Annotated in this window: 28 protein-coding genes; 22 read left to right on the plus strand and 6 right to left on the minus strand. The window is 42.1% G+C overall.

Annotated elements, in window-relative coordinates; translation table 11 throughout:
* Positions 1–2: 2 nt before the first annotated feature.
* The gene (locus tag QUF73_03280; protein MDM5225222.1) at positions 3–545 is read right to left on the minus strand and encodes a hypothetical protein; all 543 of its coding nucleotides are present in this window, start codon (positions 543–545) and stop codon (positions 3–5) included.
* Positions 546–648: 103 nt separating this feature from the next.
* Here QUF73_03280 and QUF73_03285 point away from each other — a divergent pair, with 103 nt between their 5' ends.
* The 22 genes from QUF73_03285 to QUF73_03390 all read left to right on the plus strand — a co-directional run bounded on the left by QUF73_03285 (position 649) and on the right by QUF73_03390 (position 24,461).
* Positions 649–1,656, plus strand: a complete 1,008-nt coding sequence (locus QUF73_03285; protein ID MDM5225223.1) for a DUF3231 family protein — start codon at positions 649–651, stop codon at positions 1,654–1,656.
* 462 nt (positions 1,657–2,118) lie between these two features.
* Complete coding sequence (locus tag QUF73_03290; protein MDM5225224.1) at positions 2,119–2,772, plus strand: DsbA family oxidoreductase; 654 nt, start codon at positions 2,119–2,121, stop codon at positions 2,770–2,772.
* Between the two features lie 149 nt (positions 2,773–2,921).
* Positions 2,922–3,827, plus strand: a complete 906-nt coding sequence (locus tag QUF73_03295; protein MDM5225225.1) for a cupin domain-containing protein — start codon at positions 2,922–2,924, stop codon at positions 3,825–3,827.
* A 143-nt stretch (positions 3,828–3,970) separates the two neighbouring features.
* The gene (locus QUF73_03300) at positions 3,971–5,104 is read left to right on the plus strand and encodes an endospore germination permease (protein ID MDM5225226.1); all 1,134 of its coding nucleotides are present in this window, start codon (positions 3,971–3,973) and stop codon (positions 5,102–5,104) included.
* Positions 5,064–6,524 carry a spore germination protein gene (locus QUF73_03305; protein ID MDM5225227.1) on the plus strand — a complete coding sequence of 487 codons (1,461 nt, stop codon included), beginning with the start codon at positions 5,064–5,066 and terminating at the stop codon, positions 6,522–6,524. Before QUF73_03300 ends, QUF73_03305 begins: the two co-directional genes overlap by 41 nt.
* A complete protein-coding gene (locus QUF73_03310) occupies positions 6,524–7,666 on the plus strand; it encodes a Ger(x)C family spore germination protein (protein MDM5225228.1) in 1,143 nt (380 codons plus the stop codon). The genes QUF73_03305 and QUF73_03310 overlap by 1 nt, the downstream gene beginning before the upstream one ends.
* Before the next feature lie 114 nt (positions 7,667–7,780).
* The gene (locus tag QUF73_03315; protein MDM5225229.1) at positions 7,781–8,224 is read left to right on the plus strand and encodes a DUF2243 domain-containing protein; all 444 of its coding nucleotides are present in this window, start codon (positions 7,781–7,783) and stop codon (positions 8,222–8,224) included.
* On the plus strand, positions 8,221–8,676 hold the full coding sequence (locus QUF73_03320) for a hypothetical protein (GenBank protein MDM5225230.1): 456 nt from the start codon (positions 8,221–8,223) through the stop codon (positions 8,674–8,676). Before QUF73_03315 ends, QUF73_03320 begins: the two co-directional genes overlap by 4 nt.
* Positions 8,677–8,834: 158 nt before the next feature.
* The gene (locus tag QUF73_03325) at positions 8,835–10,748 is read left to right on the plus strand and encodes a PTS mannitol transporter subunit IICBA (GenBank protein MDM5225231.1); all 1,914 of its coding nucleotides are present in this window, start codon (positions 8,835–8,837) and stop codon (positions 10,746–10,748) included.
* Between the two features lie 88 nt (positions 10,749–10,836).
* On the plus strand, positions 10,837–12,927 hold the full coding sequence (locus QUF73_03330) for a PRD domain-containing protein (protein ID MDM5225232.1): 2,091 nt from the start codon (positions 10,837–10,839) through the stop codon (positions 12,925–12,927).
* Positions 12,928–12,939: 12 nt separating this feature from the next.
* Positions 12,940–14,076: a mannitol-1-phosphate 5-dehydrogenase gene (locus QUF73_03335; GenBank protein ID MDM5225233.1), complete on the plus strand. Its 1,137-nt coding sequence runs from the start codon at positions 12,940–12,942 to the stop codon at positions 14,074–14,076.
* A gap of 1,157 nt (positions 14,077–15,233) precedes the next feature.
* Positions 15,234–15,950, plus strand: coding sequence for a GntR family transcriptional regulator (locus QUF73_03340; protein MDM5225234.1), 717 nt, complete (start codon positions 15,234–15,236; stop codon positions 15,948–15,950).
* Between the two features lie 200 nt (positions 15,951–16,150).
* Complete coding sequence (locus tag QUF73_03345) at positions 16,151–17,242, plus strand: ABC transporter substrate-binding protein (GenBank protein ID MDM5225235.1); 1,092 nt, start codon at positions 16,151–16,153, stop codon at positions 17,240–17,242.
* Between the two features lie 16 nt (positions 17,243–17,258).
* Complete coding sequence (locus QUF73_03350) at positions 17,259–18,335, plus strand: ABC transporter ATP-binding protein (protein MDM5225236.1); 1,077 nt, start codon at positions 17,259–17,261, stop codon at positions 18,333–18,335.
* A gap of 5 nt (positions 18,336–18,340) precedes the next feature.
* A complete protein-coding gene (locus tag QUF73_03355; protein MDM5225237.1) occupies positions 18,341–19,258 on the plus strand; it encodes an ABC transporter permease in 918 nt (305 codons plus the stop codon).
* The gene (locus tag QUF73_03360) at positions 19,255–20,055 is read left to right on the plus strand and encodes an ABC transporter permease (protein MDM5225238.1); all 801 of its coding nucleotides are present in this window, start codon (positions 19,255–19,257) and stop codon (positions 20,053–20,055) included. Before QUF73_03355 ends, QUF73_03360 begins: the two co-directional genes overlap by 4 nt.
* 16 nt (positions 20,056–20,071) lie before the next feature.
* Positions 20,072–20,395: a (2Fe-2S)-binding protein gene (locus QUF73_03365; protein ID MDM5225239.1), complete on the plus strand. Its 324-nt coding sequence runs from the start codon at positions 20,072–20,074 to the stop codon at positions 20,393–20,395.
* Positions 20,385–21,464, plus strand: a complete 1,080-nt coding sequence (locus tag QUF73_03370) for an NAD(P)/FAD-dependent oxidoreductase (protein ID MDM5225240.1) — start codon at positions 20,385–20,387, stop codon at positions 21,462–21,464. Before QUF73_03365 ends, QUF73_03370 begins: the two co-directional genes overlap by 11 nt.
* Positions 21,465–21,484: 20 nt before the next feature.
* Positions 21,485–21,823: a (2Fe-2S)-binding protein gene (locus QUF73_03375; GenBank protein MDM5225241.1), complete on the plus strand. Its 339-nt coding sequence runs from the start codon at positions 21,485–21,487 to the stop codon at positions 21,821–21,823.
* Positions 21,824–22,897 (plus strand): FAD-dependent oxidoreductase, encoded by a 1,074-nt coding sequence (locus tag QUF73_03380; protein MDM5225242.1) that lies wholly within the window; start codon positions 21,824–21,826, stop codon positions 22,895–22,897. It abuts the gene before it with no gap.
* 85 nt (positions 22,898–22,982) lie between these two features.
* Positions 22,983–23,315: a DUF1904 family protein gene (locus tag QUF73_03385; GenBank protein ID MDM5225243.1), complete on the plus strand. Its 333-nt coding sequence runs from the start codon at positions 22,983–22,985 to the stop codon at positions 23,313–23,315.
* Between the two features lie 18 nt (positions 23,316–23,333).
* Entirely contained in the window at positions 23,334–24,461 is a 1,128-nt protein-coding gene (locus tag QUF73_03390) for an FAD-binding oxidoreductase (GenBank protein MDM5225244.1), read from the plus strand.
* Between the two features lie 57 nt (positions 24,462–24,518).
* On the opposite strand, the gene QUF73_03395 is transcribed toward QUF73_03390, so the two are convergent.
* From QUF73_03395 to QUF73_03415, 5 genes are all read right to left on the minus strand, one after another.
* A complete protein-coding gene (locus QUF73_03395) occupies positions 24,519–24,656 on the minus strand; it encodes a YvrJ family protein (GenBank protein ID MDM5225245.1) in 138 nt (45 codons plus the stop codon).
* An 80-nt stretch (positions 24,657–24,736) separates the two neighbouring features.
* A complete protein-coding gene (locus tag QUF73_03400) occupies positions 24,737–24,955 on the minus strand; it encodes a DUF2922 domain-containing protein (GenBank protein ID MDM5225246.1) in 219 nt (72 codons plus the stop codon).
* A gap of 43 nt (positions 24,956–24,998) precedes the next feature.
* Positions 24,999–25,217 (minus strand): DUF1659 domain-containing protein, encoded by a 219-nt coding sequence (locus tag QUF73_03405; GenBank protein MDM5225247.1) that lies wholly within the window; start codon positions 25,215–25,217, stop codon positions 24,999–25,001.
* A gap of 65 nt (positions 25,218–25,282) precedes the next feature.
* Entirely contained in the window at positions 25,283–25,786 is a 504-nt protein-coding gene (locus QUF73_03410; protein ID MDM5225248.1) for a sigma-70 family RNA polymerase sigma factor, read from the minus strand.
* Between the two features lie 196 nt (positions 25,787–25,982).
* On the minus strand, positions 25,983–26,795 hold the full coding sequence (locus QUF73_03415) for a hypothetical protein (GenBank protein MDM5225249.1): 813 nt from the start codon (positions 26,793–26,795) through the stop codon (positions 25,983–25,985).
* Positions 26,796–26,902 lie beyond the last annotated feature (107 nt).

The following is a 26,902-nucleotide window of genomic DNA, read 5'->3' on the forward strand; positions in this document are numbered from 1 at the left end:
GCTTATTCCAGTGAAAAGACATCGGCAATCTGCAGAAGATCATCCGAAAAAATGCAATACATATCCTTGTCAACGGATTCAATGGCCATTTTCCGTACGGCAATACCATCGTAGCCTTGTTTCGTAAGACTTTTGCGAAATTCGGCATTGGCTTCATCTTTATTCATTAAGATCGCCTTATCTTTCCAGGTTAGGTGTCTTTTTTTTGTGCTTGCATAGTCACAATAGGGGTCCCGTTCGTTCATGAAATGTTCAAAGGAATCGTAGTCCTTTAATATTGGTTCATCTATATACACTTTATAAATGAATCCCAGGACTTGCTTGTCATATTCAACCACTTTCGGCAAACCATCTTCCCAGAACTCGGTGTCCGACTTTTCGATAACGGTTTCTGTTCCAATGGCAAAGGACTTAGCAGAATCAAAGTCTGATGAAAACCATATGCCAAGCGTATCGAACTCTTTCATTGCTTTTTGAATAGCCTGCTCTTTATGAAAGTGGCCAAATTTCCTTATGGAACCGTGATAAACGATCAAAAGAAACACCTCCCTTTAATAGGTTGTCCAGCATAAGGCGAAAATTGATAAAAATTTCATTTTTATTTTATCTTTTTGGTAATAATAGAATAAAAAGAGGGACGTGCAGCCAATGAGTGATAATCAAAACACGGAATTAACTGCAGCTGAAATAGCGCAATTATGGTCGGCTTATTTGAACAGCAGCATGTGTAATTGTATTTTCACCTACTTTTTACATACTGTTGAAGACCAGGAACTACAGTCTATGCTTCAGGATAGTATTCAATTGACTGAAACACATTTACAGAAGCTGACTGGCTTTTTTGAAAACGAAGGGTTATCCGTGCCATATGGATTTAAAGCTGAGGAGGATGTAAAGGCTAATGCTCCAAGGCTGTATTCAGAAAATTTCACACTGAATTTTCTATATAATATTGCCATGTTTGCTGTCAATTTTTATGCGCTTGCCAAAACACTGTCTGTCAGGTCTGATATCCTTGAATATTTTAACAATTGCTTGATGGAAATCAATGAGTATGAAACAAAGCTAAAAAAGATGCTGCTAAACAAAGGCATATATATGAAATCACCTCATGTCATCCCAGTAAAAGAAACCAGTTTTGTAGAAAGCAAAAAATTCATGGGCGGATTGTTCGGCGATAAAAGGCCCCCGAATGTGATTGAAATTACTAATATTTATATGAATTTGAAAAGGAATGCCATGGGAAAAACGATTATGGTTGGATTCAGCCAGGTCGCCCAATCGAAGGAAGTTGGCCAATTCATGGTAAGAGGCAGGGACATAGCTGCCAAACATACACAAGTATTTGCAGGGATGCTCGAAGAAAGTTATTTGCCTGTGAGCATGACTTGGGATATGGAAGTAACAGATTCCACCGATCCACCCTTTTCAGATAAATTAATGATGTTTATGACCACATCCCTCATTGCTTTAAGTGCAGGGGTTTATGCAACAAGTGCTGCTTCAAGTGCGCGAAAAGATATTGCGATTAATTTCATTCGTTTGTCTGCTGAAATTGCTAATTTTGCTGAAGATGGTGCAAACATTCTCATAAAAAATGGCTGGTTCGAGGAGCCGCCGCATCCGGCAGACCATGATGAACTGGCAAATATATAATTGATGAAGGCTGGGAAAAGGACTTATGCTTTTTCCATCCTGGTTTTGCTTACCTTTAATAATTACATCTCACTGAATAACGACATAAAAAGCAGTGCACCGCAGGAAATGGTAGTTAATCGTAAGGATTACCGACGAAAAAGGCGAGCTCCGTAAGAAATGGTAGTTAATCGAAATGAATAACGACGAAAAAGGCGAGTCTCCGTAAGAAATGGTAGTTAATCGAAATGAATAACGACGAAAAAGGCAGTGCACCTCAGGAAATGGCAATTAATCGTAATGTATAAGAACCAAAATGACAATAACCAGAATGAATTTGGTGTAATTCCCAAATCGGCAGCCTTAAGCTTATTCCGTGAAAAATAAACCCCCGCCTACTATACTAAAGAAGAATATACAGTATTGGAGGAATCGGATATGCATATTGAAATGTGGACTGACTTCGCTTGACCTTTTTGCTATATTGGCAAAAGGCATCTGGAGGATGCCATTAAACAGATTAATCATCCAATTGAAGTGACTTATAGATGCTTCGAGCTGGACCCGACGGCTGAACGGGATATAAAGGATAATATGTATGAAAAGTTATCCAAAAAATATGGGATGACGATTGAACAGGCGAAAGCCAACACGAAAAACATGGTGCAGATGGCGAGAAATGCCGGGCTTGAATTCAACATTGATACCGTCGTTCTTACTAACACGTTTGATGCTCATCGTCTGACGATGTATGCCAAAACGAAAGGGCTAATGAAAGAAATGACTGAACGGCTGCTCCGGGCTTATTTTACAGATTCCAGGCATATAGGAGATCATGCCGCTTTAGCAGAATTAGCCGAAGAAGTTGGCCTGAACCGTGAGGAAGCAGAAAAAATGCTTGCCGGCAATGAGTTTGCAGATGAAGTCCGTGCAGATGAGCAATTGGCACAGCAATACCGCATCACCGGGGTTCCATTCTTCCTTATCAATAAAAAGTATGCACTTAGCGGAGCACAGCCAACTGAGATGTTTGTTCAAGCTTTGCAGAAGATTATTGCAGAGGATGAGATTACTGTTTTAAATGATAATGACGGTATGATCTGTGATGATGACGGCTGTGAGATTCCTGAAAAATAATACGAAAAAGAACCAGTCTAACTGTCCTTTAAAAAGGCCGAGACTGGTTCTTTTTAATTCATCCGTAAGCCCAACTTGAGAAATCAACGTACCTTCTTTTTTTATAGGCATATGATGTGTTGATAAATCTGTGAAGGGAATGACATGTATTGTATCATCCTAATGCGTATTCCTACCCATATTACCCTTTTGTAAATGCACCTGTATTTCATACTGATGACATGTTAAGAAGCAATCAGAATCATTTTCAGCAGCTTTGTGAAACGGTTCTTGAAGGAGTCAAAAGGGAAGCTTCGGTACTTGAGCTATACACGCAGCTCGCAGAACAAGCCCCTAATGAAGAGCATAAACAAAATATTATCCAGGCTATTGAAGGGAAGAAAGTCCATTTAACCCATTTCTGCAATCTTTATTACAATTTAACGGGAACACAGCCGGAGTATCAGATTGGCGAAGTATCCATTGATCATTACCGCGATGGCTTGCATAGGGCTTATCAATTGGAAATGGAAGGTTTCCAGGAAAATCAGCGAGGGTCCGCACTTTCTCAGCTTCCGCAGGTTCAAAATGTGTTCATTTGGGCTATGACAGGGGAACAGGAAAATGCTGCGCGTCTTGTTTCACTAAATGACCGGATTACCGACTATGGCCCTCAGCCATTTGTCGTTGATATAGAGGAAACGACAAAGCAAAATAACACTTTCCGGACGGCTATTTGGACAGGACAGCATTTGCAGCTGACATTGATGAGCATAAATCCTGGTGAGGATATAGGCCTGGAAATTCATCCTGAACTTGATCAATTCTTAAGAATAGAAGATGGTGAAGGGATCGTCCAGATGGGGGACAGCAAGGATCGGTTAGACTTTCAGCGGAAAGTTGCAGACGATTTTGCCATCATAATCCCTGCAGGAAAATACCATAACGTCATCAATACAGGCAGTAAGCCTCTCAAGCTATACTCCATCTACGCGCCGCCGCAGCACCCATTTGGAACCGTGCATCAAACGAAAGCAGATGCGATGGCAGCTGAGGAGCATCAGCACGGAAATTAAAAGAAAAGGGATGAAACGAAAGCGGTCAGGTGACATTCGCTTTCGTTTCATTTCATCCCTCTTTTATTGGGATTAGAATCTCATTACATAAATTGCTCTTGTCTGGTAAGTATACTTAATAAAACTAATAGCTGGAGAAAGTTATGCAAAATTTAGTTAAAGTCCTAATACCCAGACAACTGTTTCTGTTGCTCATCCTGTCCACAGGCTTGCTTAACCATGTCATTTTGATTCCGAATTTATTGACAGCTGCCGGAAGAGACAGCTGGCTGAGTGTGATTGCAGCCTATCCAATCTCGCTGATTTTCATGTGGCTTATTTACTACATACTTAAAAACTCATCAGATGAAGGTTTCTTCTCCATGCTGAGACAGCGTCTCGGAAAGACGTTTTCCGTTCTCTTATCGGTTCCTGTTATTGTTTTTTTAATTACGAGCTCCTATATAACATTCAGGGACTTAATGATTTGGTTAAATGCGTTTTTCCTGGCAGATGCCTCAGTATTAATGATTAACATCATTTTAATAATTGTTTGTTCCATAATGACTATGGCCGGTGTGAAATATATGGCTATATCAAGCGGTGTACTGCTGCCTTTTGTGATGCTTTTCGGGGTCTTTATTTCCATTACAAACACCAGATTGAAAGACCCCAGCCTGTTGTTTCCATTATTTTCAGGCGGTGGAGAACCTTTCATAAGCGGAATTTTCTATACTCTTTCGGGATTGCTTGAGGTTTATATCATCCTCTTACTGCAGCCATATTCACAGAAACCCTTTAAATTCAAGCATTTAGTTTTCCTTTTGACGCTTCTGACAGGATTAACTTTGGGGCCGCTTACAGCCTCGATTATGGAATTTGGTCCTGTGGAGGCGACGAAATTTCTTTACCCTGCCCATGAGCAATGGAGAGTCTTAAGCATTGGAGAGTACATCTCTCATATGGACTTTCTCGCCTTATATCAGTGGCTGAGCGGTGCATTAATCAGAATTGGCTTATTTATGTATTTAATAGGTGCTTTTTTTCAAGTCAAAAAGAAACATTATCGATTGAATCCCAAATTGGTCCTTGCTTTATACGTTGTTTTGTTTGGATTGATGAGCATAAAAATCGAAACTCACACTTTTTATCAATTTATCTATAAGTATTATCTTCCAGTCAGTATGATGTTTTTTCTGTCTTATATCCTTTTGTCTGCCCTGATTGTATTAGTTCTGAAGAAAAGGGATGAAAAACATGGCAAGAACAAAAATTCTAAAGTCCAATCCTCAACCTAAAGAGAATGGCTGCGCAAAGGCAGAAGAACTAGAGCAGCAATTTTGCAAAAGCAGCGATTTTGTGAAGAAATCCCATGTTACAGAGAAAGATCAGTTTGAAATGTTATATTTCGATACCTTGGTCGATACTCAATATTTGGATCAATATATCCTGCCGATGATTGCAGCCGAGAAGAAGGGCCTGTCAAAAGATAAGCTCAGGACTTTATTTCAAGCTGACCTTATAACGGATAAGTCCATTGATGACTTGTCCCAAATGCTTTTTGAAGGGAATTTTCTGTTCCTGGCTGACAAGGACCTATTAAGTATTAAGGCAGCAAACCTTCCAAAAAGGCAGCCTGAAGAATCTGCGCTGGAGACATCCATTAGAGGCCCAAAGGATGGATTTGTAGAAGATCTGCAGACCAATATATCTTTAATACGCAGAAGGCTCAATACCAGCACTTTATGTGTTGAAAAATATACATTTGGAAAACGAAGCAAAACGAAAGTGGCCCTTATGTATATGGAAGATATTATTGATAAGCGTGTGCTGGAAGAGATCCATAAAAGGCTTGGCAAGGTTGAGCTCGATATTTTGACGAGCATCCATGAACTCGACTCGTTAATTAGGGATCGCCCCTATTCAATTTTCCCCAGTCTTGATTATACCGGCCGTCCGGATTTTATCGTTCAGGCACTGAATCAGGGGCGGTTCGCCATACTGGTGGATGGAAATCCAACCGTCACCTTTGCCCCAGTCAATTTATTATTGCAGACTAAATCGCCTGAAGATTTTTACATGAATTATGCGTTTGTGAGTATGGAAAGATTTATAAGAATGATTGGTATAACGGTATCGGGTTTCCTCCCAGGGGTATGGATCGCTTTTTCCGCTTTTAATATTGAACAGATTCCTTACCTGCTGGTTGCCACTATATCAGTGTCCAGATTTGGCCTGCCTTTAAGTGCCCCAATTGAAATGTTCATCATACTACTTTTGTTTGAGCTTTTTAATGAAGCAGGAATCAGGCTGCCCAGAGCCATTGGGCAGACAGTGGCCGTACTGGGAGGTTTAATTGTCGGTGATGCAGCTATAAGAGCAGGCTTAACCTCCCCAACGATGCTGGTTGTTGCGGCGATTACGTATATTTCATCTTTTACCCTTGTGAGTCAGTCCCTTAGTTCTGCCATTACCATAGTTAGATTCTTCGTTATCATCATGAGTACTTTTTTAGGCTTGTTTGGGGTCATCTTATGCTATATTATCACTGTTTTATACTTTTCGACGCTCTCATCCTTTGGAGTGCCTTACCTCTCGGCTTTAGCTCCAATCAGTTGGAGAGAAAGCATAAAGGCATTTCTGATGCTGCCTGTACAATTTTATAAATCCCGCTCCACGTCCACCAGCCCTGACGATCCCACGAGGGGGGAGAAATAATGGCCAGAAACGTGGTGCTGATGATTGCCGCATGCTGTCTAATGCTTTCAGGATGCTCGGGCATCAAAAATATACAGGATTTAACCTATATTGTATCAATCGGAATGGATTTTGATGAAGAAAAAGATGAATATACGGTATATCTACAGGGTCTAAACTTTTTAAATGTCGCCAAGCAGGAAGGCGGAAAATCAGCAGAGCCTGTCCCTATTTTTGTGGCTTCGGCCAAAGGAGAAACGTTAAATTTAGCTGTAAGGAAGCTGTATAAAATGTCCGAACCTCCTTTATATTTCGGCCATGTAAAGACTCTTGTGATCACAAACCGGATTGTTCAGCACAAATTTGAGGAAGTGGTGGAGGAGGTTGGAAAGAATCGTTCCATTCGCCCTACGCTTCATGTCGTCACAACAGATGAAGAAATTGAAGAGGTTTTTAATATAAATGCCTTATTTAATTATCCAGCCGTTTATACAGTATTATTTAAAAAGGATGCTTACGAGGTAGCACAAAATGAAATTAGGCCGGTAGCATTAATGAATTTTCTGCGGGAATATTATGAACCAATGAATGCTGCACGACTGCCTTTCGTCAAAATTGATAAAACAAGCTGGAAGGCTGAAAAGGATTATCCGGTATTATATTTTGATGGCTATTCAATTTTTCAAAACAGGAAACATATGAAGGAGCTTGCATTTGAAGATTCTTTATTTCTAGGCTGGCTGATGGAAAAATATATTGCTGTTGATGAAAGGGTCGAAGAAGATGGTAAATTGGCTGCAGCAGTAAAGCTGGAAAGTCCGAAGCTGAAAATCAAGTATGATGAAGATTCCTCCACCCCAAAATTTTCAATTGATTTATCCATTCGGGCTGATTTACTGGAAAAAGTGCAGGACATTTCCATGAACCGATTAACAAGTCTGGTTGAGGAGGAAATAAAAAAGAAACTAAGAACACTATATTTGGATGGAGTGGAAACTAAGATTGATTATCTGAATGCCGGCGAGAAATGGTTTCGCATGCACCCTGAGAAATTTGCAGAATTACAAAAAACAGGCCAATTCTATCTGGAAGAAGACTCTCTTACTGATATCAAGGTAAAAGTTCAGATTTTTAGCTTCAACAGCTATAAATATAATGAATGAGGCTGGGAAGAGATGGAATGTCTCTTCTTTTTTTATGGTAAATTTAATAAATGAATAATAATGCTAAATTTTGGGCACTAATCGAAGTATAAATGTTCTTCGGAGGGTGCTTTAATGAAAAAGGAAAATAAAAACCTATTTATTGCCGGTTTAATACTTGGGCTGGGGCTTGTTGGGGCGATTGATGGCATTGTATTTCATCAGCTGCTGCAATGGCATCATATGATTTTGAGCCCCAATATCCAACTTGAAATCTTTACAGATGGCTTATTCACTGCTCTATTTTCTGCCAAGCTGCTTTGGGGAGGAATGAAAATTTTTCAGGATGCCCGGAAAAATGAATTGGGCACAAGCTGGAAGATATTTATTGGCGGTATTTTTATTGGGGGAGGCACATTTAACCTTGTCGAAGGGATTGTGGACCATCATATCCTCCAGGTTCATCGTGTCAAACCATTAGCCGAAAATCCATTATTCTATGATTTAGCCTTTCTAGCCATTGGGCTATTGCTTGTCTTGATTGGGCTTATGATCAAGAGAATGGAGAAGGAAGCATGATGAAAAGAGCAAGAAGTTTTATCGGTTTTTGCATCATCTTTTTAGGTTTCTTTTATTTTTACACAAGTCAGAATCCCCACAGCCAGACGGGGGCAGACCAGCATATGGGACATAGCTATGTGGAAATCCCAAAGGATCATGAAGTTCCCGCTGTCAGCATAAGTGTGGCTCCGGATGGATCGGATACATGGCTTTTAAAGCTGGAGCTGCTTCATTTTTCTTTTGCCCCTGAAAAAGTCGGTGAGACCGGGCCAAGCTATAACGAGGGCCATGCCCATTTATACATAAATGGAGAGAAAATCAGCCGTTTATACGGAGAGTATTATCATATAGGCAAACTGAAAGAGGGAAAAAATGAAATCACCGTGTCACTTAATTCGAACAATCACGGAGCTTTAATGTCCAGCGGCAAACCCGTTAAGGCCAGTATGACTATTGATGTGGACCAGTAAGGGAAGGGTTTGGAATCAAGAACAGTCAGCTATTAAATGAGAAACCGCAGTTTTGTCATCCATGGCGCGACAAAGTTAGGTTTCTCCTTTGTTGAGTATAGGCCATTTGTACTTTACCATTAATAATAAAGTACTTTATTTTGAAAGGATGAGTGTACATGGCTCAATCTAATCTAAAAGTAGCTGTACAGAAGTTCGGTAATTTTCTGAGCTCAATGGTTATGCCGAATATCTCTGCTTTTATAGCTTGGGGTCTTATTACAGCTTTATTTATACCTACCGGCTTCTTCCCAAATGAAAGCCTTGCCAAAATGGTCGACCCAATGGTGAAATACTTGCTTCCGCTTCTAATTGGTTATACAGGAGGTAAGCTTGTACATGATCAGCGCGGTGCCGTTGTTGGTGCCATCGCGACTATGGGGGTCATCGCAGGAGCGGAAATTCCTATGTTCTTAGGCGCCATGATTATTGGTCCTTTGGCTGCTTATGTGATGAAGGCATTTGATAAGCTGATCGAAGGCAGGGTGCGTGCCGGCTTCGAAATGCTTGTAAACAACTTCTCAGCAGGAATTCTTGGGGCAATTCTTGCCATACTTGCATTCCTTGGAGTAGGGCCTGCTGTTAATGTATTTACGGGCTGGCTAGTAGCTGGCGTTGACTGGCTTATCGGCACAGGGCTTCTGCCGCTGACAAGCATCTTAATTGAACCGGCAAAAGTATTATTCCTTAATAATGCCATCAACCACGGTGTTCTTTCGCCAATCGGCGTAGAACAGGTAAAAGAAACAGGCCAATCCATCCTGTTCCTGCTTGAAGCAAACCCTGGACCTGGTATCGGCGTCTTGCTTGCGTATATGTTCTTTGGAAAAGGCAATGCCAAGAAATCTGCTCCTGGTGCGGGAATCATTCACTTCTTCGGCGGAATTCATGAAATTTATTTCCCGTACATCTTAATGCGTCCTATGCTCATTATTGCTGTCATCCTAGGCGGAATGAGCGGTGTGTTCACACTGGTTCTATTAGGAGGCGGATTATTCGCTCCATCATCACCTGGCAGTATCATCGCCATTACGGCTGTAACACCTCATCATGCAAGTGCGTATATTGCAAACTTCGCTGGTGTGCTTGTCGCTGCTGCTGTGTCATTTATCGTCTCTGCATTTATTATGAAAACAGGCAAGCAGGGTGAAGAAGATATTGAAGAAGCTGCGAAAAAGATGCAGGAAATGAAAGGCAAGAAAAGCTCTGTTTCCAACGTGTTTGAAGGCAATCAGTCTGCAATGCCTGATCATGTTTCCAAAATTTATTTTGCCTGTGATGCAGGAATGGGCTCAAGTGCAATGGGTGCATCACTTCTCCGCAAAAAGGTGAAGGAAGCGGGCATGGACATTGATGTTACGAATACAGCGATTTCCAATTTGCCAGCAGATGCTGAAATCGTCATTACACAGGAAGAACTGACACCAAGGGCACGCCAAAAAGTGCCGAATGCATTCCATGTATCGGTTGATAACTTCCTTTCAAGTCCGGAGTATGACAAGCTGATCAGCTCCCTTCAGTTCCCGGCTAACTCGGAACTTCACGAAATCGTTGAAGATGCTGAAGAAAATGTTCCTGACATCGTGGACGAAGAAATGGCTCATGAAGACGATTTATTGCGTCCGGAAAATATTTTCCTGAACAAAGAGTTTGCTGATAAAGATGAAGCGATCCGCTTTGCAGGAAGAGTGCTTGTCGATGCAGGCTATGTGGAAGAAAGCTATATTGAAGCGATGATTGAACGTGATAATATCACTTCCACTTATATGGGAAATGATGTAGCGATCCCGCATGGAACCGAAGAAGCGAAAAAAGCTGTGATTAAATCCGGCTTTACCGTTATCCAGGTGCCAAATGGTGTTGATTTCGATGGCCAAAAGGTCCGTCTGATCTTCGGAATTGCAGGCAAAGACGGCACACATCTTGAAATCCTATCAGGAATCGCAGTAACATGTTCTGACATGGATAATATCGAAAAATTGGCTGCGGCTGAATCTGTACAGACCATTATGGATATTATCGGCAAAAAATAAAACTTAAGCTAATACCGAATAGAAAAGCGTCATTCTGCGCTTTTCTATTCCGTGTTTTTGTCACTAATTTTAGAAATGAGCTGATCTCATGTATATTACATCGAGGGAAAAAGCCATTATTGAATCTATTATAAAAACATCGGGTAAACACACGGCATTATCCATTGCCACTTCTTTGAATGTCAGTGCGAGGACGATTCAGAGGGATTTAAAGGCAGTTGAGAAAATCGTCAGTGAGTTCGATTTGAAGTTAACCCGCAATCTAAATCAGGGCCTTGCTATTGAAGGGAAAAATGAGCAGATTTTCCGGCTGATTCAGCATTTGACCAGCAGTGAACCGATCGACCAGCCTCCTCAGGAAAAGAAGCTGCGCCTTCTTATAGCCATTTTGGAAGAAGACCTATACAAGACTCAGGTTCTGGCAAGCTACCTCGGCATCAGCACGGCAACCCTGTCAGCCTATCTGGATGAACTTGCCCAATGGCTATCCGTTTTCCAGGTGCAGCTTACGAGAAAGCGGGGAGTCGGAGTAGAACTTCACGGAGCAGAAGCGAACAAACGAAGAGCGCTTGCGCATTTCTTCCTTCAATATTTTCATGAAGAATTAATTGAGAAACTATTTTTGCTGGAAAAAAGGAAGCTTGGTGAAGAAAGGATCCTCCATTACTTTGAACCGGATTATCTTTTCCAAGTGAACAGCATTGTTCAGACTGTTTTTTCCGGTGCACCTGCCCGGTTTGCTGATAGCGGATACCTGGAGGTTGTGCTGCATGTATGCATTTCACTGCAGAGGACTCTAAAACAGCGTTTAGTGGTTCAAAGTGATACCCTTCCTGAAAAGGAAGTTATGGTTGAATACGGTTTGATGCAGCAGGTAACAAGCAATCTGGAACGAAAATTTGACTGCATTTTTTCAGAAGGGGATGTCCTTTACCTGGCGCGAATACTTAAAGGGACCAAATTGAGCGGAGCCGACCTTTTTCCATATGACAGCCTTATGCTCTCCCAAATGATCAAGAACGTGATTAAATCGGTTTCGGAACAGCTGCATGTGGATTTAACAAAGGATTTTTCCTTATTTCAGGGACTGCTGGCCCACATGGAGCCATCCATATTCCGCATGAAACAGAATATGGAATCTTATAACCCGCTTAAAGAAGAAATTATGCGCAAATATCCGGTTCTGTTCATGGCTGTAAAAAATAGTCTTGAAGAGGAATTTACTGATATTGATCAATTTTCCGATGACGAGATCGCGTTCATCGTCCTTCACTTTGGCTCAGCCCTGGTCATGCAGGAAGAGAATCTTTCCATTAAGGCGCTTGTCATTTGTCCGACAGGCATCGGCACATCCAAGATGCTCAAGAGCAGGCTGAAAAAAGAAGCAGCTGAAATTGATGTGATCGAAATCAAGTCGATGAAGGAAATTTCAGAGGGGGCTGATCTGAAAGAATATGATTTAATCCTTTCTACAGTCAGACTTCCTTTTATAAATGCTGAGTACATATTGGTGAATCCGCTATTAAGCGATGAAAATATTCTTACCATAAAAAACTACTTGCAGAACAATATTGAAAGACTGACAAAAGGAAAAGAATATCAGCCTGAGGATGGGTTCAAACAGGCTGAACAGAGAAACCTTTCTTTATCCGTAATGCTTGAGGAAGTAAGAGATATTCAGGAGAGCATCGAGTCTCTTCTTCATAACTTTCGTTTTTACCGGATGGATGGAGGAGAAAGCCAGGAGCAGATTCTTAAGAAAATGATTGGGAATGCCGAAGGAGATCATTTGCTGACGAATGCTGAAGATGTCCTGCAATCATTAAGGGAACGGGAACAAAAAGGCGGACTTGGCATACCTGAAACCAATATGGCTCTCTTTCATGCCCGCAGTAAAAACGTCCGTGAACTTATTTTCCAGATTGCCCATCTGCCCGAGCCATGCATGGTGAAGGGGATGGACGGGAGAGAAGTGGTAATGAAAAACCTTCTGCTCATGCTGGCACCGCTCGAGCTAAGCAGAAGAGAGCAGGAGATATTAAGCTTAATCAGCACAAATATCATTGAGACAGAGGAAGCGATTCTAATTTTTTCTTCAGCCAATGAAGACATGATTTACAAGAAGCTAGAATCGATTTTTACAGAATACCTGCAGACTCATTTTAAAATAAATCAGTAAAGGAATGATTCGATGAAACAAGCAGTGCATTTTGGAGCAGGAAACATAGGAAGAGGATTCATTGGAGCCCTATTTTCACAGTCAGGCTACCATGTAACTTTTGTTGATATAGCCGACGAAATCATTAATCAGCTGAACGAAGAAAAACAATATCAAGTGCTGCTGGCTGCTGATGAACAGGAAACCATGACAATTGAGAATGTTTCAGGATTGAATAATCTGAAACAGGAGGATGAAGTGATAGAGGCAATTAAGCAGGCTGACTTCCTAACAACGGCGATTGGCCCTAACATCCTTCCGCGGATTGCCCCATTAATTGCAAAAGGCTTGACTGCAAGAGCAGATGCAGGAATTAACGAGAAGCTTTATGTCATTGCATGTGAAAATCAGATTTCTGCGACTGACCTTTTAAAAGGCTATATAATGGAGCATCTTGACAGCGATGTAAATATGGCGGGTGTATCCTTTTTAAACTCAGCTGTAGACCGAATTGTCCCAATCCAAAACAACCAGGGATCACTGGATGTTCTTGTTGAACCGTACCATGAATGGGTTGTGGAAACGACTGAAGACATTGCGCATATCGAAGGGATGAAAATCGTTCCGGAACTTGCACCCTTTATCGAAAGAAAGCTGTTCACAGTTAACACAGGCCATGCCGTTATTGCTTATTTTGGATACCTGGGAGGAAAAGAAACCATCGACCAGACACTTTCAGATGAAGAAATTTATAAACAGGTTCAGGCTACACTCCGTGAAACAGGTGCCTATTTGATTAATCGATATGATCTGAATCCGGACGAGCATCAGAAATATATCGATAAAATTATCGGCCGTTTCCAAAATGCCCACTTGAATGACGGTGTTACTAGAGTTGGCCGTTCGCCAATAAGGAAGCTTGGCCCTGAAGACAGACTGGTTCGCCCGGCCCTGCAGGCTCAAAAAGCCGGCTTATCTTACACAAACCTGGCTAAAGCCATTGCGGCGGCACTAATGTTTGATAACAGGGAAGACGAAGAAGCGGTAAAGCTCCAGGAGATGATCCAAGAAAACGGAGTAGCCTACGTGCTGAAAGAAGTATGCGGACTTGAAGAAGCAAGCGAGCTTGCGAAAGAAATACTGAAACAGTTTGAAGCATTGAAAAAATAAATTGGATTTAAGGCTGCTGAAATGTTTCGGCAGCCTTATTTTTTGGAATTTTTCCTTGGCCCGCTGTAAACCGTGGGTGCGGCAATGAATTTTACGGAGCTATGTGTGCATGACAGGCAAAGTTGGTGGACCGTCAGGAAAGTAGGTTTCATGGAGGGCTTATGTGGCCCAAAATGGATGAGGTACCGAGGAAATGGTCGTCATGGAGGGCTTATGAAGCCCAAAATGGATGAGGAGCCGAGGAAATGGAAGTCATGGAGGTCTCATGAAGCCCAAAATGGATGAGGAGCCGAGGAAATGGAAGTCATGGAGGGCTTATGAAGCCCAAAAAGGGTGCAGTGTTGAGGAAATGGTAGTCATGAAGGGCTCATGAAGCCCAAAATAGGTGGAGAGCCGAGGAAATGGTCGCCATGGAGGTCTCATGAAGCCCAAAATAGGTGGAGATCGGAAGAAATGGTCGCCATGAAGGGCTTATGAGTCCCGAAATGGGTAGGGTTCCAAAGAAATGGTCGCCATGGATGGCTCATGAGGCCCAAATTCATGAAATCCATAACTTCTGTCTTCTTAAGGTCCAAAGCGAATTGAACTCTGGAAACAAAGACGAAAACCCTGGGCCAGCAATCAAAATGGGAGTTAATCAAAAGGAATAACGACGATATCTTAGAGCCAGCGATCAAAATGGGAATTAATCAAGGGGAATAACGACGAAAATTCGGAGCCAGCGATCAAACTGGGAGTTAATCAAAGGGAATAACGACGAAATGCCGAAGCCAGCGATCAAAATGGGAATTATTCAAAGGGAATAACGATGAAATCCCAGAGGCAGCGATCAAAATGGGAATTAATCAAGGGGAATAACGACGAAAATTCGGAGCCAGCGATCAAACTGGGGGTTAATCAAAGGGAATAACGACGAAATCTCAGAGCCAGCCGTCAAACTAGGAGTTAATCAGAAGCAACAGCGCTAAAACTAGCAGATTTTTTATGACTGGTGATTAATCAGATTCCAGTGGGATTGCCCTGAACAATGCTGTTTAAATTAAATACTCGTTCTAAATATTTAATTTTCAAAAAATATTGACAACTATTCAAAAAACAGATAAATTATAAAATAATATAAAGTTATAACATTATATTCTTTCAAGGGAGATACATAAATGCAGATAGATAAGAGTTTACATATACCTCTGTATAGACAAGTAGAGCAGATTCTGGAAGAGAAAATCATATCAGGGCAATGGGAGATTGGTAGCCAGCTGCCGACTGAGCAGGAGCTATCCGATCGTTTCGATGTAAGCACCATTACGGTTAAAAGAGCCGTGATTGAGCTTGTGAATAAAGGTTATCTCTTCAGACAGCGAGGAAAGGGAACCTTTGTTTCTGGAGCTGCCAAAGAGCAGGACCTTAATTCAATCATTTCGCTTTCCGGTGCGGAGCAAGAACATCCGCATGAAATGCTCAGCTTTAAATATGAAAAAGCAGGTTCTGAAATTGCCCAGAAGTTAAGAATTGATCCTGAGGATGAGGTTATAAAAATTGAAAGATTAAAAATAGAAAACAATGACCCTCTTGCACTGGAATATACCTATCTTCCGGCGGATAAATGTCAGGGACTTTCGCCTGAAATGATCAATAACGACTTAATTTTTAACATCTTAAAAAATAGATTCCATATAGCATTAAAACGGGCAAAGGTATTTATCAGGCCATATATTCTTCCTGATCATCAGGCAAAGCTGCTTCAAGTAGAAGCGGGAACTCCTGTTTTTGAGTGGGAGCGGATTACATATACAAAACAAGAAGACATCATTGAGTTCTCTAAATTCTATATCCGCAGTGACAAAGAGGTTTATTATACTGAGGTTCAATTGTAAAAAAAATTGCTGAAATACCATAGGACATTTTATAAACATAAAAGATATAAAGTTATAATATTATATCTTTATATTTTATATATAAATCAATCTCTTTAAATAGATTGATCCAAATTAAAAAGGGGGTATCTCTTTTATCAAGTCTTCATCTTAGAACAGCTCCTTAAGAGTTCACGAAAGCAAAAATAAACGAGGGGGAAATGAGTTTGAAAAAGAAAGCTTATTTAATTGTATTGCTTTGTTTATTGCTTGTCACGGCTGCAGGATGCAGCGGCCAAACAGGGAGTTCTGCAGATGAAGAATCAGGAAAAAGTGATGGAAAGACACTTGTCTTAGCGGCATATGGAGGAAGCTATGAACAAAAGATGAAGGAGGACTTGATCCCAAAGTTTGAGAAAGAGCATGGCGTAAAAGTGAAATATATTACTGGAAGCTCTGTTGATACCTTATCCAAGCTTCAAGCTCAAAAGGATAATCCTCAAATTGATGTAGCTTTCCTTGATGATGGTCCTCAAGCACAGGCAAAGGCGTTTGGATTGCTGGCGCCAATGGATGAGGGTGTTGTTACGAATCTGGCAAATGTCTATGATATTGCAAAAGACAAGGATAATGTCGGCGTTGGATTCGGGATCATTTCAACCGGCTTGGCTTATAACAAGGATGTCTTCGAACAGAATGGCTGGGAACCGCCGACATCCTGGAATGATTTGGCCGATCCAAAGTTTAAAGGAAAACTTGTACTGCCTTCCATTGCCAATACGTACGGAGTTCATTTTCTGCTTATGACTGCGATTGCCAATGGCGGAGATGAAGAAAACATTGAACCAGGTTTTGAAAAAATGAAGGAAATTGCCCAAAACGCGATCACTTTTGATAAAACAGCTGACGTATCAAACTACTTCCTGCAAGGGCAGACAGTCGCAAGTGCATGGGGAAGCAGCCGGGTATTTACCCTTCAGGATAGCGGATTCCCGATTGAGTATGTCATTCCCGAAGAAGGGGCTCCGGCCTTGATGGCTACCGTCAGCGTGGTGAAGGATGCTCCAAATGAGGATCTTGCACAGGAATTTGTCAATTTTGTTCTGGATGAAGAAGCTCAGCTTCTATTTGCCAACTCCTTGTTTGACGGTCCTGTTAATAAGAATGTGAAGCTTGAAGGTGATATTGTCGATAAAGTGGCTTATGGGGAAGACGAGATTGCCAAATTGATCAAAGTCGACTGGGAAACTGTAAATGCAAAACGGGCAGAGTGGACAGAACGGGCCAATAAAGAAATCGAAGTAGCCCATTAAAAGAGAGGGGAAACGAATGAGTTACTTAAGCCTGGAAAACGTGGTCAAGACCTTTAATAAAACAGAAGTGGTTAAAAAGCTCAGCCTTGACATCCAAAAAGGGGAACTGGTCTCCTTTTTGGGGCCTTCGGGCTGCGGAAAAACGACGACTCTTAATATGATCGCCGGATTTCTGGAGGTGGATGGCGGGAAGATTGAGGTGGACGGCAAACCCGTTCACCTGCTTCCTCCCAATAAAAGAGAGATGGGCATGGTGTTCCAAAATTATGCTTTATTTCCTCACATGACAGTTTTTGATAATGTCGCCTATGGACTTAAGCTCCGTAAAGTGCCAAAAAATGAAATAAACAAAAGGGTGCTTGAAGCATTGGAGATGGTTCGTCTGGCTGGCTATGAAAAGCGCTATCCAAAGGAACTATCCGGAGGACAGCAGCAGCGGGTTTCATTGGCGAGGGCACTGGTCATTAAACCGAAGGTGCTTCTCCTTGATGAACCATTGAGCAATCTAGATGCCAAGCTGCGCCAGGAAATGCGCGAAGAAATTGTGGATATTCAAAAGCAGGTGGGGATTACAACAATATTTGTCACACATGACCAGGAGGAAGCTTTGGCTATATCGGACCGGATCGCGGTCATGTACGAGGGCCGGATTGAACAGGTAGATGATCCGGCATCCATATATAACCATCCAAAGACTGATTTCGTGTCTCAGTTCATAGGGGAAGTCAACCACATTCAGGGGAAAGTCCTGGAAACCTATGAGAATAAGAAATGCAAACTGCACTTTTTTGGGAATGAACAGATCGTTTCAGTCCCATCTGTGAAGAATTCCGAAGTTCACTTTTTCATACGGCCGGAAAAAATCCAAATCGCATTAGCCGAATCAAATGAAAGAAATGAGGCTTTTCAAACCAAGGTGGAAAGGAAAATGTTTCTCGGAGCCAAGACAAGATACATTCTGAAAGTACATGACCGGCATCTGATTGCAGATATTTCCAATACTGTATTAAATCCCACCGAAATTAAAGAAGGAAACAGTGTCTACACTTATTGGAACCCTGAAGACCTGCTGCCTTCCAGAATGGCGAGGTGACTCACATGCAAGCCGGAATCGGAACGGAACATGACTTATTGCTTCAGCAAAAGAAAAAGAATTTGACTAAAAAACGGCTTGATACGTGGCTGCTTTTACTTCCGACGCTGGGAATCTTCATATTCTTCTTTTTGCTGCCATTGTTTTTCTTATTTATTACAAGCTTTAAAAATTTTGATGCCAGCACGGGAGTGGGAAATGAGTGGACGCTCCAGAACTACATCAAGTTCATGTCAGATCCTTTTTACCTTGGAGTGGTCTGGCGCACTGTAAAAATCGCTCTTTTAACAACATTGATTACTATCATTATCTCTTACCCGGTAGCATTTCAGATTTCAAGATCAAAAGGAAGAGCCAGAAATTATTTAACCCTTCTGGTGCTTTCTCCGCTTCTGATCAGCATGGTTATACGCTGCTACGGCTGGGTGATTCTTTTATCCAACAATGGTGTAGTCAACAATACACTATTAAAGCTGGGCTGGATTGATCAGCCTTTAACCCTCTTATACACCGAATTGAGTGTGGTCATCGGGATGGTGCATGTTCTTTTCCCGTACATGGTGCTGAGCATCATGGGCTCACTCGAAAAAATAGACCCTTCTGTCATCAGAGCCTCGCAGAATCTTGGGGCCAGCTCCTTCAGAACTTTCTTTTCCATTTTGCTTCCGTTAACCTTGCCAGGTGTTTTCGCCGGTTCGGTTATGGTGTTTAGCTTAAGCGTCAGCTCTTTTGTTACACCTGCCATTCTTGGCGGTCCGCAGGTGAAGGTTATGTCCTATTTAACGTATGAACAGGTAGCTGTCATGCTGAACTGGCCGTATGGAGGCGCAATTGGCTTCCTGCTGATCCTGATTGCCACCATTACAATCATCGTATACAGCAAAATCCTTGCCAGGTCTGAGAAAGGAGTGGCCATACAATGAGCAGGAAGCTGCCCAAGTATTTCTTTAACTTTGTTTGTTTACTGGTTTATATTTTCCTGCTGGCGCCAATCGTGGTTGTATTGCTTTCTTCCTTAACAACTACCGAATACATTGTATTCCCGCCAGAAGGCCTGACCCTCAGATGGTACACAGAATTAATTGAACATCCTGAATTTATGCAGTCCTTTACACTGAGTATTATTGTGGCGTTCGGTACCGCCATTATTTCCACTGCCATTGGGACGTTGGCTTCTCTTGCGGTCGTCCGGCGCCAATTTAAAGGGAAGACAGCGATTGTTCAATTAGTGGGTTCGCCTCTCTTGATCCCATCTGTTGTGTTTGGTGTGGCTCTCTTGCAGTTTTATTCATGGATTGGCTTAGCTGCGAGCCCGCTTGCATTAATTTTAGGTCACATCATCTTAACGGTTCCTTTTGTAATGCGCCTGGTTGTTGCAAGCCTTGTAGGTTTTGACCGTTCTATCGAACAAGCGGCCTTGAACCTTGGTGCAGGACCGATGAAAGTTTTCTTTCAAATCACTCTGCCGATCATTAAATCAGGCGTAATAGCCGGTGCCATTTTTGCCTTTATTACTTCATTTGATGATTTAACAGTCGCCTTATTCATTGTCAGCACCGACGTTGTGACACTGCCAGTGCGAATCTACACATACATGCAATATCAATATGATCCGATTATAACATCCGTATCAAGCATCATGATTCTTTTCACTGTTGTATTAATGCTCGTAATTGAAAGAGTGCTTGGTGTAGGGAAAGTATTTTCCTCGAAAAATTAAATAGGAGATGTCTTTTATGCATATTGAGAAACATCCCGTTCTTGGCAGGCAGCTACACAAGCCTGTAACCATTTATTTCAATGACCAGCCATATCAGGCCTATACGCAGCAATCAGTCGCTGCCGCCTTAATGGCAAATGGAATTAAAAAATTGGGTGTCAGCCGAAAGCTGGTCCAATCCAGAGGGTTATTCTGCTCGCGCGGGAGATGCTGCAGCTGCTATATGACCATTGACGGTGAAGACCATGTACGGAGCTGTTTGACAGAGGTTGAAGAAGGCATGCGAATATACCCGAATATGGATGACCCCGAGGTAAGGAGGGAGATTGATGAAGACTGATGTACTGATCATTGGAGGCGGTCCCGCAGGTCTTTCAGCAGCAATTGAGACAGCATCAAGGGGACTGGATGTAACGATTGTTGACGAAGCTTCCCAACTTGGCGGGCAGCTTAACCAGCAGACTCAAGTGCTGCGTCCGCTTCCTTCTGTATATGAACCCATGCGTGGCTTTGAATTGGCAAATAAACTAATCGAGCAGATTAAGGGTTTTAATGTAAGGCTGCTCCTGAATCACCGTGTGGTTGGATTTTACGCAGATGGAAGTGCCGGAATTACCGATGAAGAAAATGTATTCCCGGTAAAAGCAAAAAAGATTATTGTGGCTTCCGGCGCAGCTGAAAAGGCCGTCGCTTTTCCAAAATGGACAATGCCGGGGATCATGACAATCGGTGCTGCACAGACATTAATCAACCGTGATTTTGTGATGCCTGGGAAAGAAGCTGTTATTGTGGGCTCCAGTGATTTTGCTATGGAAACGGCAATACAGCTGATGGATGTGGGCATTCGGGTGAAAGCAATTATAGAAAAACAAAGTGGAGCTTTGGCAAAAGAACAGGAAAAAGCGAGTGAACTGTCAAAGAATGGAATTCCATTTTATTTTAATAGTTTTATAAAAGAAGCAAGAGGAAATGGGCAGGTGGAACAGATTGATATTGAGCTGCCAGATGAAGTGATTACCCTGAGTGTGGACCTCGTTTGTATGGATGGAGGCAGGGCGCCCATACTGGATGTTTTTTACCAGTTGGGCTGTTCCTTTGGATTTCAAGAGGAGCTGGGCGGCTGGGTTCCGCAATATAATCATACACTCCAAACCGGCAGGGAGGATGTATATTTAGCCGGGAATGCTGCTGGCATTAGCACGCAGGGTCCGTTGCTTCTAACAGGTATGATTGCTGGCATCAGTGTAAGTGAAGAACTGCAGGCAATCAGCCCGGCAGAGGCAAATGAGATGAGAGAGGCACTTTGGAAAGAACTCGGATTATTGGAGGACAAAGAAGTGTACAGCGGAAGAATCAAACATCTCGAGAACTTTACAAGCCCATTACTGAAAGATCAATTTATCTCCTAGTTAGGAAAAGAGAGAAGAAGGTGAATAAGTTGGATAAAACGACGATCATCTGCAGATGTGAAGAAATCAGCTGTGAAGAAGTAGAAGAAGTTATCAGCAATGGAGGAAGGACCTTTGATGATGTTAAGAGGATTACCCGCTGTGGAATGGGTCCTTGCCAGGCTAAAATCTGCACCAGCATGGTGGCAGAAATTATTCATCAGCAGACTGGGCTGTCACCTTCAGAGATTCCGCTGCCGAGGATGAGGATGCCGCTATCCCCCATTAAGCTTGAAACACTGGCAACGAACAGTACATCCTTTAGTGCCGTCAAATCTGTTCTTGATGAGGTGGAACTTGAAGAAGGGAAGGTGAGGTAATTGGAAACAAATTATGAAACAATTGTTATTGGAGGGGGTGTAGTGGGCAGCGGAATTGCTTACCACCTTTCTGAACGATACAAAGAAGGCGTGCTTGTACTTGATAAAAAATACCCCATGTCAGGCACTTCCGGATCCACCCAGGCCTGGGTATGGGTACATAATAAAACGCCTTCCTGGTATGCGGAATTTAGTATGTATAGTGCGGAACTATATCCTTATCTGTCTAAAAAGATCGGAGACGTAGAATACAAGCGGACAGGGGGACTATCGCCTTTTTTCAATGAAAGTGATCGTGAAAAGGCACAGAAGCTCGCGGAATCTTATCGAAAAATCGGAATCAAAATCAAAGTCTTATCCAGGGAAGAAGTTCTCGAAAAAGAGCCCTATATGAATCCGGAAGTAGCCGGGGCTACCTACAGTTCCATTGATGGCAATGTCAATCCATTCCGCCTTATAGATATGTATATGAGAGCAGCTAAAAGAAATGGCGTCCGCTATTCTACTTATAATAGAGTTACTGAGATAAGGCAAGTGAACGGAAAATATTTAGTTGTATCAGATAAGGGTGCGTTTGAATGTAAAAACCTGATTCTTGCTGGCGGAACCTGGTCGAGAGAAATCGGTGACATGCTTGGCGTTAAGATTCCTGTTAATCAATTAAGAGGACAGATCCTGGTGTCTGAACCATTGAAGCCTTTCTTAAATTTTACAATCAGCGGATTAAGGCAGGCCAACAATGGTGAAGTTCTGATGGGGTATTCAATGGAAGAAGCTGGATTTAATCGGGCTACAACACTTGATGTGATTCAGGAAACAGCCAATATGGCAGTCCGGTATGTTCCTGGATTAAGAAAAGCCAAAATTGTCCGCGCCTTTTCCGGAATCCGGGCTATGCCAGAGGACGGTTTTCCGATACTTGGTAATGTACCAGGCTATGAAAACCTTTATGTAGCCGCCACCCATAGCGGAGTTACACTTTCTCCTTTAATTGGTACCCTTATAACAGAGTTAATAATGGATGGGGAAACTTCGATTCCGATCGACAGGTATTCTTTAAGCAGGTTTGGTTAGAGTGAATCATATTAAGTTATAATATTATAACTTTTTATCAGGTTGTCAGGAAAAATATTATGTAAACAAGATTGGAGGAAATAGGATGCCGCATTTATTTATAAGGGGAATTTCAGTGAATCAGACTAAGGAAATCAGTGCCCAGCTGGTAGAAGACCTGGCTCGGCTTTGTGACTGCGGAGAAGATAACTTTACACTGGAAGTTTTGAATTCTACTTTTGTATTTGATAAAAAAGAAGTTTCAGCATATCCATTTATAGAAGTAAAGTGGTTTGACAGGGGCAAGGCAGTTCAAAACCAATTTGCCGAAATTGTTTCGAAACATGTTGAGTCGCTTGGAGTTCCGGAGGTAGAAGTCGCATTTACTGCTTTTTTAGAGGCTGATTATTATTTGAATGGGAAGAGTTTTGCGGATTAAAAGGGGGGAAGTTCAACCATGAAGATAGCTATCATAGGCTCGGGAATTGTCGGTTCAAGTGCAGCCTATCATCTCTCCAGAGAAGGTGCAGAGGTAGTTATTATTGATAAGGCACATCAGGGACAGGCAACGGCAGCAGGAGCAGGAATCATTTGCCCGTGGATTTCCAGAGCAAATCACAAAGACTGGTACACCATTGCAAAACGAGGCGCTCTTTACTATCCATCTTTAATAGCGAACCTTAAACAAGATGAAGAAGCGGATTTTGGATATGGAATGGTAGGAGCTCTGGCAGTCAGCAGCAGTTCTGCTGAGCTGGATGAGATCGAGCAAAGTGTTCGGCAAAAAAAAGCTGAAACCCCTGAGGTTGGGGAGATTACGAGATTAACAGCAGCGGAAGCCCGGGAACTTTATCCGCCGCTCCGTGAGGATCTGCAGGCTGTCCATGTTACGGGTGCAGCCAGGCTGGATGGCAGGCTGTTAAGAGACGCCATGCTAAATGGTGCAAAAAAACATGGTGCAGCAAAAATTGAAGGTGAAGCTGACCTTGTATTTCAAAATAATAAGGTTACAGGTGTAATAGTGAACGGGGACGTCATTGCTGCCGATGCAGTTATCGTTACTGCCGGTGCATGGGCTAAAGATTTACTTGCCCCGTTAGGCATTGATCTTAAAATCGAGCCTCAGCGCGGGCAAATTGCCCATCTGGAAATAGACAGTATGGACACCTCCAGCTGGCCGGTTGTCCTTCCCCAAAGCTCTCATTACTTAGTGGCTTTCGACCATTCTAAAGTGGTGGCTGGAGCTACCAGGGAAACGGGATCCGGGTTTGACTATAGACTAACGGCCGCAGGTGTGAAAGAAGTGCTGGATGAAGCATTAGCGGTGGCACCAGGATTAGCTGAAAGCACGCTAAAAGAAGTAAGGATTGGCTTCCGTCCGGCTGGCCCTGATATTTTGCCGCTGCTGGGCACGGTTCCTGCTGCAGAGGGGCTGGTTATCGCAACAGGACTAGGGGCATCAGGGCTTACGATGGGACCTTATGTGGGTACCTTGGCTGCAGATCTTGCTTTAAAAAGGGAGATGGAAATAGATCTATCACCTTATGATCCATTAAGAAAAGGCTTGGAAGCAGAAATAAAGTGAAACTATATCTAGATAAAAAGGAGCTGCCATATGTTTTATGGCAGCTTATTTGTTTTACTACTCCTTCAATCGATCCGGCAATCCCTGAATGGAAGACACCACAACATCAAGTTTCGCTTCGATCCGGTTCAGCAGAAAAAATGTGACAACGATTGGGAAGCCGAGTTCGCTGATCAATGTAACCATCTGTTCCATGGCAGCTGCTCCTTTCTCATGAATTAACTTTAACCGAATTGTAAAAATGGCCGGGTTCCAAAGAATCCGGCCACTGCACCTTACATTAATTCATAATCAGTTATATTTCGCTCAACAAGCCTGACACTATCCGCTGTAATCAAGTCACCGCCATTGCCAACAAAAGCATTGGCAGCAATGATTTGTTCCATAGCTGCTTTCACAGCTGCAGGATCAATCGGCTCGATGGGGTTATCGATGGATAATTTCGTTGGTTTACCCAGCTCTGACAAAAAAGTCATCTCTAAAGATTTAGCCATTTTAATTCCCTCCTTTAAATCTTTTGTGTTTTAATAGAATGAATTAGCCCAGGATTTCGAAGCTGTCATTTCTATTCATTTCAGCTAGTGGATAGCTGCATAGTCCAGAGATCGCTTGTCCCACTGAGAAAAGCTGGTCTGCTGTTGCCGATTGCTTAACGCTGCTGTAGGTTTTGGATTTGTGGATCGGCTTGCCCTGCTCGTTAAGGCCTGTTTCAAACACTAGACGAAGTTTGGAATCAGTGATAATTGCTTGTGCCATCTTTGTTCGCCTCCTTTCATCCTCTATATACGTATTAGGGGGAGATAAGGACAGGGTAAAATTAATTAATCTTTTAAAAAGCGATTATTTTCCATTATATTTTTCAGCTTCTCACGGGCACCATGCCGCCAGTTTTTGACTGCTGACGGAGTGACTTGTTCTTTTTCAGCTATTTCCTTGACAGACATCTGATCACATAAAGTATACTGCAGCCATTTCATTTGATTTGCAGATAATAGTCCGCAACTTTTTAGCAGCTCGTGTGTATGATCTGTGGAGGGGAATGGGGAGGGGGCTTCAATAAGTTCCCAGAATTCATCTTTCGGATAAAAATATTGCTGACTTTGATTATTTTGTCTTGTTAATTCGTGCATGAATTTTCCTTTTATCATACTGTAGGCATAGGAAAGCAAGGTCCCTTTTTCAGCGTCATGATTTTTCCACGCCTGCCAAAGTGTAATTAATCCCAGCTGGTAGAATTCCTCTTTGTTTTTATAAATGTTCAGGCTATGCATGATTTGATGAATCATCGGCTCATATTGTGCTGCTAACTGTTCAAAACTCTCCATGAATACGATCCTTTCAAGGAAAGCGCGCTCTCTATGTATTCCCGGGTAGCTCAAACATAGCCTGTAAACAAAATTATGGCGAATTAAGAAAAAGTCCCAGATCAGAGAGTTAACCCCCCTAAGTCCGGAGTTAAGGGGTCTAAGTCCCGGGCTTAGGGGGTCTAACTCACGAAAAACGGGGAGTTAGCATGTTTTTTTATTTTTTGTAAAAAAAATTTGTGAGGAAGTCATTTTCTTCAGTCAAAAATCCCATTTCAAACAAATCCTCAAAGTACATTTCTTCAAATTTCTTAGTCAAGATTCCATAGAAATAAGCGACAGGATTAGCAATGGCGCGGGTTTTCATCTTTCCGATCAGCTGCTTAAACGAATGGATGGCAGCAGCCAAAACAGCGTTCACATTTTGTTCACAATTGTGTTTATATGCTGCAATGGATGCCATTTTCCAAAACTCCTCAACTTGCTTTGCTTCCGGAAAAAAGTATTTTACAGTGCGGGTGAATGATTCTGGTACACGATCACTTGTATAGGTGTGATCGAGGACAATTTCGTTACGTTTATTAATCTTTTGATTTTTATTAGCTTTAGAAAGATTGATAGTTTTATTAGGGTGGTCCAATTTTTCTTTCTTGGGTGGTTCAATCTTGGGAAAACGATTAAAAACATACAAATTACTGGACTGAGACCCGTTTTTTCTCTCAGTTTCAAGTACAGTAATAATCCCTAACTCTAAAGCTTTGGCAATCATTCTTTTAAAAGTGGATCGGGAAATGCCATTGCCGTTATATTCTTCGTGAATGGCTTTTAAAACGGTGCCAATTTTAGCATTGGAGACTCCCGGAATTTTCGCAGCAAAACGAACCAGTCTCTTTAAACCAACTAGTTCACCCTTTGAGAACTTTTCCTTATGCACCGAAAGCCACATCTCCACATGAGCATTAAACTCCTTAAGATTCTTAAATTGGGAATATCCTTCAAATTGCTCTATTCTGCCTGATTTTAAATTCATATAAATGCACCACCCTTTCACCTTCTAAATACATAGGAAGGGGGGAGAAGGATGGGGTGTTTTTGGGGGGATTGTGACGGAATCGTGAACGGCGGTTTATGCATTAG

The sequence above is a fragment of the Cytobacillus sp. NJ13 genome, assembly GCA_030348385.1.
GTDB lineage: Bacteria > Bacillota > Bacilli > Bacillales > Cytobacillaceae > Cytobacillus.

What these genes read in the sequence shown, in the direction of transcription:
- QUF73_03320 (MDM5225230.1), top strand. Translation starts at nt 8,221, where the DNA reads ATGATGAAAAGAGCAAGAAGTTTTATCGGTTTTTGCATCATCTTTTTA.
- QUF73_03305 (MDM5225227.1), top strand. Translation starts at nt 5,064, where the DNA reads ATGGCAAGAACAAAAATTCTAAAGTCCAATCCTCAACCTAAAGAGAAT.
- QUF73_03310 (MDM5225228.1), top strand. Translation starts at nt 6,524, where the DNA reads ATGGCCAGAAACGTGGTGCTGATGATTGCCGCATGCTGTCTAATGCTT.
- QUF73_03405 (MDM5225247.1), bottom strand. Translation starts at nt 25,217, where the DNA reads ATGGCACAAGCAATTATCACTGATTCCAAACTTCGTCTAGTGTTTGAA.
- QUF73_03415 (MDM5225249.1), bottom strand. Translation starts at nt 26,795, where the DNA reads ATGAATTTAAAATCAGGCAGAATAGAGCAATTTGAAGGATATTCCCAA.
- QUF73_03400 (MDM5225246.1), bottom strand. Translation starts at nt 24,955, where the DNA reads ATGGCTAAATCTTTAGAGATGACTTTTTTGTCAGAGCTGGGTAAACCA.
- QUF73_03315 (MDM5225229.1), top strand. Translation starts at nt 7,781, where the DNA reads ATGAAAAAGGAAAATAAAAACCTATTTATTGCCGGTTTAATACTTGGG.
- QUF73_03285 (MDM5225223.1), top strand. Translation starts at nt 649, where the DNA reads ATGAGTGATAATCAAAACACGGAATTAACTGCAGCTGAAATAGCGCAA.
- QUF73_03365 (MDM5225239.1), top strand. Translation starts at nt 20,072, where the DNA reads ATGCATATTGAGAAACATCCCGTTCTTGGCAGGCAGCTACACAAGCCT.
- QUF73_03370 (MDM5225240.1), top strand. Translation starts at nt 20,385, where the DNA reads ATGAAGACTGATGTACTGATCATTGGAGGCGGTCCCGCAGGTCTTTCA.
- QUF73_03330 (MDM5225232.1), top strand. Translation starts at nt 10,837, where the DNA reads ATGTATATTACATCGAGGGAAAAAGCCATTATTGAATCTATTATAAAA.
- QUF73_03395 (MDM5225245.1), bottom strand. Translation starts at nt 24,656, where the DNA reads ATGGAACAGATGGTTACATTGATCAGCGAACTCGGCTTCCCAATCGTT.
- QUF73_03355 (MDM5225237.1), top strand. Translation starts at nt 18,341, where the DNA reads ATGCAAGCCGGAATCGGAACGGAACATGACTTATTGCTTCAGCAAAAG.
- QUF73_03410 (MDM5225248.1), bottom strand. Translation starts at nt 25,786, where the DNA reads ATGGAGAGTTTTGAACAGTTAGCAGCACAATATGAGCCGATGATTCAT.
- QUF73_03390 (MDM5225244.1), top strand. Translation starts at nt 23,334, where the DNA reads ATGAAGATAGCTATCATAGGCTCGGGAATTGTCGGTTCAAGTGCAGCC.
- QUF73_03325 (MDM5225231.1), top strand. Translation starts at nt 8,835, where the DNA reads ATGGCTCAATCTAATCTAAAAGTAGCTGTACAGAAGTTCGGTAATTTT.
- QUF73_03340 (MDM5225234.1), top strand. Translation starts at nt 15,234, where the DNA reads ATGCAGATAGATAAGAGTTTACATATACCTCTGTATAGACAAGTAGAG.
- QUF73_03360 (MDM5225238.1), top strand. Translation starts at nt 19,255, where the DNA reads ATGAGCAGGAAGCTGCCCAAGTATTTCTTTAACTTTGTTTGTTTACTG.
- QUF73_03335 (MDM5225233.1), top strand. Translation starts at nt 12,940, where the DNA reads ATGAAACAAGCAGTGCATTTTGGAGCAGGAAACATAGGAAGAGGATTC.
- QUF73_03345 (MDM5225235.1), top strand. Translation starts at nt 16,151, where the DNA reads ATGAGTTTGAAAAAGAAAGCTTATTTAATTGTATTGCTTTGTTTATTG.
- QUF73_03385 (MDM5225243.1), top strand. Translation starts at nt 22,983, where the DNA reads ATGCCGCATTTATTTATAAGGGGAATTTCAGTGAATCAGACTAAGGAA.
- QUF73_03350 (MDM5225236.1), top strand. Translation starts at nt 17,259, where the DNA reads ATGAGTTACTTAAGCCTGGAAAACGTGGTCAAGACCTTTAATAAAACA.
- QUF73_03300 (MDM5225226.1), top strand. Translation starts at nt 3,971, where the DNA reads ATGCAAAATTTAGTTAAAGTCCTAATACCCAGACAACTGTTTCTGTTG.